We start from the raw sequence: 7,487 nt of genomic DNA, 5'->3' as shown, positions 1-7,487 counted from the left end.
TGTAGCCGCGAAACCGAGCCAGAGAATTGGTTACAGAGAATTGATGTGGGGCAGCCATCCGGGTGCTCGCGCACCCGGCAGGGAGCTGCCGGCCCTCCGGGCCTAACGCGCAGTAACTGATGCGCTGGCGATGGCATCAATACGACCATCCTTCTACAATCCCAGACGCCTGCAGAACTTCTTTGTTCCGCAAAGTCTTCCATTCGATCGAACTGAACACCGTTGAATTACCCTCTTCTGATCCGCACCCTTGGGACCGTTTGCCTTTTGATCGGCGGATCAATGTGCTTTAGTTTGCCGTTTGCGTATCCAGCAATCGCCAACCGAACGTTCCTGGAACCCGCCGAGCATTTTGAGTACGCCGGATTCCGCGGACTGTTGCTAAGCATGGTCGTTTGCTGCATCGTCGGTGGTGCGCTGCGGTTTTTTGGGCGACACAATCGTGGTGGTCAATTGTTTCAGAAAGAAGCGATGGCCATCGTGGGACTCAGTTGGGTGATGGCGACCATCCTGGGCGCGATGCCTTTCTACTTGAGCGGCACCTGCACCAGCGAAGGCAATACCGTCACGTTCATTGAAGCGATGTTCGAATCGCAATCTGGGTTTAGCACGACGGGCGCGACGGTGCTGACGGATCTTGAATCGCCTGACTTGGTTCCACACTGCATTTTGTTTTGGCGATCTTGGACGCACTTCCTGGGCGGGCTTGGCATCGTTGTTTTGTTTGTTGCGATTCTTGGACAGGGCTCCGCCGGCAAGGCGATGATGCGAGCTGAAATGCCAGGGCCGACCAAGGAAGGCAGCATGCCGCGGATGCAACACACGGCGCTAGTGTTCGCGGCAATCTACGTTGGCCTGAACATGATCTTAACCGCTGTCTACATGCTGGAGGGCATGTCGTTGTTTGATGGACTGTGCCACGCGTTTGGTACGATGGCGACCGGCGGGTTCAGCACCTACAACGCCAGCCACGGACAGTTCGCACAGCTTGGTGAATTCCGCGGCGCTCTGGTCGATTACACCACGATTGCTTTCATGATCGCTGCGGGCACGAACTTTACGCTTCTGTACCTAACCCTGCTGGGCGGCCCACGTAAACTTTGGGCGGATGTCGAATTCCGAACCTACGTGGGCATCATTTTATTGGTGACCGTTGGCATCGTTTTCTTTGGAATGAAAGCTGGTGATCAGAAGTTTGAAACGTTTAGCAGTTCGGTTCGCTACGGACTGTTCCAAGTCGTTTCAATTTTGACCACCACCGGTTACGGCACCGCCGACTTCGATGGATGGAACAACTTTGGTCGCGGGATCTTGTTGTTGCTGATGTTTGTCGGCGGATGCGCCGGCAGCACCGGTGGCGGAATGAAAGTCATCCGTCACGTGCTGTTCTACAAGATTCTGGGTCAAGAAATTGAACGAGCCCACCGGCCGCGAGTGGTTCGCTTCATCCGCATCGGTGGCACGACGCTGGACGACGCTCATTTGCCGCACGCGATCGTTGTATACTTTTCAATGATCTTGGCGATCTTCGTTTTTTCGTGGCTGTTGCTGATTACTTTTGAACCGGGCAGCACCTGGGGAGCCCTGGAAACTGACAGCACCCTGGACGAAAAACTGCTCGATTCCGCTGCCGCCGTTGCCGCAACGCTAAACAACATTGGGCCTGGATTCGGCGTTGCTGGCGCGACTCAGAATTACGCCCAATTCAGTCAGGGCGCAAAACTGATGTTTGTCTGGCTGATGATGCTCGGCCGGGTTGAGGTCTACAGCGTTCTGGTGCTGATTTTCCCAAGCTTTTGGCGACGAAACTAGACGAAACAAAACAGGGCAATTGATTTGGTTTATAGCCGACGTCAGCCGGGATACAATGAACAGATGATCAAACCACAACTCTATGCCTGCGCGATCGCGCTGTTCGTTTCAGCCTTGGTGCCGACCGCCACCGAGGCTCAAATTCTGAAACAAGATCCGCCCGCGGGTCGCCGAGCCGTCATCATCGCGTTGCACGAAGACATCAACCCGTTGTCAGGCAGCATCCTGCAACGGAAGTTTGCGCAAGCCGTCGATTCCGGTGCCAAGGTGGTCATCTTTGACATCAACAGTCCCGGTGGTCGGGTCGATGTAACGTTCGAGTTGATGGACATGGTTTTGGAGGCTGGCGACGTCGAAACCGTTGCCATGATCAGCCGCGATGCGATCAGCGGCGCGGCTTTGTTTTCGCTTGCCTGCGACAAGATTTTGATCAAGCCCGGCGCTCGGCTTGGTGACGCTGGCGTGATCGTGATGGGGCTAAATGGCGAATTTCAGTATGCCGAAGCAAAGAGCCGCAGCATGGTCGCACAAAAGGCTCGCGACACGGCTCGTGCGACCGGCCGGCCATTGGTGTTGGCCGAAAAGATGACGGACAAAGACATGGTGGTCTTCAAAGCGACCAACAAAGAAAGCGGTGACGTTCAGTATTTCTCGGACAAGGAATGGAAGACCCTTGAAGACGCCGACCAGTGGGTCAAAGGCAAACCGATTCGCGAAGCCGGCAAGGAAATGTTCTTCATCGCCAACGGCAAGCGGTTGGTCGAACTGGGGATGGCCGATCAAACGTTCAAAGACATCGATGAGGTCGCTGAGATCTTGGACGTTGCCAGTCCGATCGAAGTCATGGGGCCAACGTGGGCTGAAACGATTGCGCGTTTCTTGAACACTGGATGGATGACTTTTTTATTGATCACGATTGGATTAATTGCGATCGCGGTTGAGATCAGTGCGCCGGGAATCAGCGTCGGCGGGCTAACCGCGATGCTCTGTTTCAGCCTGTTCTTCTGGAGCCGGTTTGCTGCGGGAACGTCCGGCTGGTTGGAAGTGCTGTTGTTCGGTTTGGGGCTGGTCTTTATCGCCTGCGAGATCTTCGTGATCCCAGGATTCGGAATCGCGGGGTTGGGCGGAATCGGGTTGGTGCTCGGTTCCCTGGTCATGGCGTCTCGCCGAGTGCTGATTCCAGAAAACACCGAACAGTTAAACAGCCTAGGCTTCGATGTACTAACGGTGATGGGAGCGTTTGTCGGATTTCTAATCGCGATCGTGGCGCTGTCCAGCTACATCGGTCAAATCCCTGGCCTGAGCCGATTGACTTTGCAACCACCGGTTGCGATGGAGGGCACGGGCGACAGCTTGACCGCGACCGCCGCCAACGACGCGATGCTGCCGGGATGGCAACGCGTCAGCGTCGGTGACACGGGTGTTGCCGCAGGCCCGCTGCGTCCCAGCGGACGTGTGACGGTTGATGACTACACAGTAGACGTGATCACCGAGGGCGATTTCATTGAAGACCAAGCCACCGTCAAAGTCATTGCCAAGCAAGGTGCCAGGGTCGTCGTTCGGGTGATCTGACGATTGAGACGTAGGCCGGAACAAGCGGAGCGCAGTTCCGGCAATCCAACGCGGTACCATGCAATTGCCGGAACTGCGCTCCGCTTGTTCCGGCCTACGCTGCATCGCTACTTCGCACAACAAAACTGAGAACGCGCTGGATCTCGTTTTACCTTCGTCCAGGCGCCTTGACCAAACAATCCAGTTCGCCTGATTCAAACCAGATCAGTCGGCATTCGCGGCAGGCGTCGATGACGGAGTTGCCTGCACCTTGGTAAGGATAGGTTTCCATCTTTGCCAAACATGCCGGACAACTTCTGGTCACGTCCAATTGTCTGGCGTCCATCGGTTTGGGAATTTCCGAGGCTCCGGTGTGCTTCGCGCGAAGGTGTTGGATCAGGGTGGCGAAGACATGCTGCTGGATCAGAATGCCGCCGCATGTTTCGCATCCAGCAAACTGACAACCCGCGATACGACCGATCTGCAGTTCTTTGCGGCAAGTTGGACAGTCAACGCCACAAGGCTTTCCGGAAAGCTTTCCGCCCTGGTCGAAAGACAAAGGCAGGTCGGTAACATTCGTGGTCAGTTCGTGGATCATTGGGTTAATCTCAGCAGGGGGCAAACAGCTCAGAGCGTCTGTCTGTGGAAACCTACGTCACAAAATGACTTCAAATGCGAATAATTCGGGGAAAAGATGCACCACGGATGGCTTTCGAGGACCCACGGATTTTGTGGGTAAATGAAAATCCGTGGGTCTGCGAAAGCCATCTGTGGGCCAATCAATCGATGCTCGCTGGACATATCCACAAGCACCACGTAATGTGAACAAAAATTCACTAATTGAGTCTCGTTAGCAAGCCGATGCGTTACGTCGAACTGCACTGCAAAAGCAATTTCTCTTTCTTGGAAGGTGCTTCCCACCCCGACGAACTGGTTGAGCGGTCCGCGCAGCTTGGCTACCAAGGCATGGCACTGACGGACCGAAATACCGTCGCCGGTGTCGTCCGTGGATTCACGCCCGCCAAGGAACTCGATTTCAAATACATCGTCGGTTCAGAAATCCATTTAACGGACGGACCACCGATTGTTTGTTGGCCGACCGACCGATCGGCCTACGGACGTCTGTGCCGATTGATCTCGCGGGGCAGAAGACGAGCGGAGAAAGGCCAATGCGAACTCCGTTTTGACGACCTCGCCGAACTGAGCGATGGCATGATCGCGGGCATGATTCCGTCATTAGACCCCAGTCAATCATTGTCGCGATTTTTGAGAACCGACTTTCGTGACACCTTTGGTGATCGCGGGTACCTGCTTTGTGAAGTTCATCGCGGTGTTGATGACACCTTGGCAATCGAGCGAGTGAAAAAACTTTCCATCGGCTGCGACGTTCCCTTGGTCGCAGCAGGAAACGTGTACTACCATTCGCCCCAGCGGATGTTGTTGCACGACACCGTCGCCGCGATCCGAACCGGATCCACGATCGACAACATTCACGAAGATCGTTTTTCCAACAGCCAGCATCATCTTCGCAGCCTCGCGGAGATTGCCGACCTGTACCGCGACGTTCCCCACGCGATCGAACGGACCAACGAAATCGCTGACCGATGTCAATTCAGTCTCGATCAACTTCGTTACGAATACCCAGCCGAAATGGCACCGGCCGGCATGACGCTGATCGAACACCTGCGGCGATTGACCTGGGAAGGTGCCAAACAACGTTGGCCAGGCGGGCTGCCCGACAAGGTGCTAGATCAATTGCGTCACGAAATGCGATTAATCGAAGACCTGAACTACGAAGCCTACTTCTTAACCGTTTGGGACATGGTCCGATTTGCTCGGCAGCGAAACATTCTGTGCCAAGGACGTGGCTCGGCGGCCAATTCCGCGGTCTGTTATTGCCTGGGAATCACCAGTGTTGATCCCAGTCAGACAGACTTGTTATTCGAGCGATTTGTTTCGCGTGAACGAAACGAGGCACCGGACATCGACGTTGACTTTGAACATCAACGGCGCGAAGAGGTGTTGCAATACCTGTATGAAAAGTACGGACGCGATCGCGCGGGCATGACGGCGGTGGTGACGACATTTAGAACTCGCAGTGCGATTCGCGAAGTCGGTAAAGCCATCGGTGTCAGCGGAGATTGCATCGATGCGATCGCCAAGGTCGGCAGCGATGGTGGTGAACTGCCCGATCGATGCAAACTTGCCGGCTTGGATCCCGAATCAGTCGTCGGAAAACGCTTTGTTTACCTGGTCACCAACCTCGTTGGGTTTCCCAGGCACCTGTCGCAGCATACTGGCGGTATGGTGATGACGGCGGGCAGCCTGTGCGAATTGTGCCCCGTCGAAAATGCAGCGATGGAAGGCCGCACGGTGATCCAGTGGAATAAAGACGACCTGGACGCACTTGGAATCTTGAAAGTCGATGTCTTGTCGCTTGGCATGTTGTCGGCAATCCGCCGCTGCTTTGATTTGCTGAAATCTCATTACAATCGGGCGCTCTCGCTGTCCACGATTCCGCCCGACGACACGGCGACCTACGACATGATTTGTCGGGCTGACACGATTGGTGTGTTCCAAATCGAAAGCCGGGCACAGATGAGCATGTTGCCTCGGCTTCGGCCACGATGCTATTACGATCTGGTGATCGAAGTTTCAATCGTCCGTCCGGGACCGATTCAGGGCAACATGGTTCACCCGTTCTTGAAGGCTCGGCAGAATCCATCGGCGGTCAAGTATCCAAACGAAGCGATCAAGCAAGTCTTGCAGAAAACGCTAGGCGTTCCAATTTTCCAAGAACAAGCGATGAAGCTGGCTGTCGTCGCGGCCGGATTCACACCGGGCGAAGCCGACCAACTACGGCGAGCGATGGCGGCGTGGCGGCGTCCAGGTTTGATCGACCAGTTTCGAATCAAGCTGATCGAGGGCATGAACCAGCGTGGACTTCGGGGTGAGTTTGCCCAGCAGGTCTTCAACCAGATTCGCGGTTTCGGTGAATACGGATTTCCCGAATCGCATGCCGCCAGCTTTGCGTTGTTGGTTTACGCATCGTGTTATTTGAAGTGCCATTACCCAGCGGCGTTTTGCGTGGCACTGCTAAACAGCCAGCCGATGGGTTTCTATGCTCCGGCGCAATTGATTGATGACGCAAAAAAGCATGGCGTTCGAGTCCGCCCCGTCGATGTCAATCACAGCGATTGGAACGCCACCTTAGAACCCGATCCCAATCGCAACTCAATCGACGGACAACCCGCCATGGCGATTCGATTGGGTTTGCAAACGATCCGTGGACTTCCCACTGCCGTCGCCGAAAACTTAGTACGTGTTCGATCCGAGGATGGTCCATTTGAAAGTCTAAAGTCGATGACATCGCGATGCTGTCTTGGAAAATCCTCGCTCGCGATTCTGGCCGACGCCGATGCCCTGGGTTCCCTATCGCGTGATCGTCGAGCAGCGATCTGGCATTCACTTGGCCAGGAAGAAAAACCGGGTAGCCAGCCTTTGTTTGGCGATATTGTCGATGACGAAACGACGCCCGATGAATTGGTGCCGATGTCACCGATCGAAGAAGTCCAAGCGGATTATCAAATGACAGGATTGAGCTTGAAGGCGCATCCGGTTTCGTTTGCGCGGCCAAGACTTGATTCGATGAACTGCGTCACCGCGGCCCAGTTGCCTTCGCTATCCGACGGTCGGCATGTTCGCATCGCCGGACTGGTTTTGATGCGGCAACGTCCGGGAACGGCGAAAGGAATCACGTTTGTCACGATCGAAGACGAAACCGGATCGATGAACTTGGTGTTCTTTCCAAAAGTCTGGCAACGATTCTTTCGCGTCGCACGGACCAGCAACGCATGGCTGGTCGATGGCAAATTAGAAAATCGACAAGGCGTGATTCACGTCATCGTCGCGCGAGTCGAAACGCTGACTCAATCGGTCGAAGGAATAGTCGCCAGCAAGAGCCGTGACTTTCGATAAGGAACGTGCGACCTTTGATAGTCGCCTTCCGCTCGGGACGTCGCATCAGTTACCGCGCGTTAGGCCCGGAGGGCCGGCAGCTCCCTGCCGGGTGCGCGAGCACCCGGATGGCTGCCCCACATCAATTCTCTGGCTCGGTTTCGCGG

Annotated in this window: 4 protein-coding genes; 3 read left to right on the top strand and 1 reads right to left on the bottom strand. The window is 55.2% G+C overall.

What is annotated here, in order from left to right; translation table 11 throughout:
• Positions 1 to 282: 282 nt before the first annotated feature.
• Entirely contained in the window at positions 283 to 1,812 is a 1,530-nt protein-coding gene (locus RC85_RS24085) for a TrkH family potassium uptake protein (RefSeq protein WP_084422985.1), read from the top strand.
• Between the two features lie 63 nt (positions 1,813 to 1,875).
• A complete protein-coding gene (locus RC85_RS24080; RefSeq protein WP_068267300.1) occupies positions 1,876 to 3,384 on the top strand; it encodes an NfeD family protein in 1,509 nt (502 codons plus the stop codon).
• A 148-nt stretch (positions 3,385 to 3,532) separates the two neighbouring features.
• Here the strand turns inward: RC85_RS24080 and RC85_RS24075 are convergent, their stop codons facing one another.
• Complete coding sequence (locus RC85_RS24075; protein WP_068267298.1) at positions 3,533 to 3,961, bottom strand: TFIIB-type zinc ribbon-containing protein; 429 nt, start codon at positions 3,959 to 3,961, stop codon at positions 3,533 to 3,535.
• Between the two features lie 263 nt (positions 3,962 to 4,224).
• On the opposite strand from RC85_RS24075, the gene RC85_RS24070 reads away from it, so the two are divergent.
• Positions 4,225 to 7,341: an error-prone DNA polymerase gene (locus RC85_RS24070; protein WP_068267297.1), complete on the top strand. Its 3,117-nt coding sequence runs from the start codon at positions 4,225 to 4,227 to the stop codon at positions 7,339 to 7,341.
• Positions 7,342 to 7,487: the final 146 nt, after the last annotated feature.

Source organism: Rubripirellula obstinata (assembly GCF_001642955.1).
GTDB lineage: Bacteria > Planctomycetota > Planctomycetia > Pirellulales > Pirellulaceae > Rubripirellula > Rubripirellula obstinata.
Note: the sequence above shows the minus strand (reverse complement) of the source record. Positions and strands in the feature narration are given on the sequence as shown.

What these genes read in the sequence shown, in the direction of transcription:
- RC85_RS24080 (WP_068267300.1), top strand. Translation starts at nt 1,876, where the DNA reads ATGATCAAACCACAACTCTATGCCTGCGCGATCGCGCTGTTCGTTTCA.
- RC85_RS24075 (WP_068267298.1), bottom strand. Translation starts at nt 3,961, where the DNA reads ATGATCCACGAACTGACCACGAATGTTACCGACCTGCCTTTGTCTTTC.
- RC85_RS24085 (WP_084422985.1), top strand. Translation starts at nt 283, where the DNA reads ATGTGCTTTAGTTTGCCGTTTGCGTATCCAGCAATCGCCAACCGAACG.
- RC85_RS24070 (WP_068267297.1), top strand. Translation starts at nt 4,225, where the DNA reads ATGCGTTACGTCGAACTGCACTGCAAAAGCAATTTCTCTTTCTTGGAA.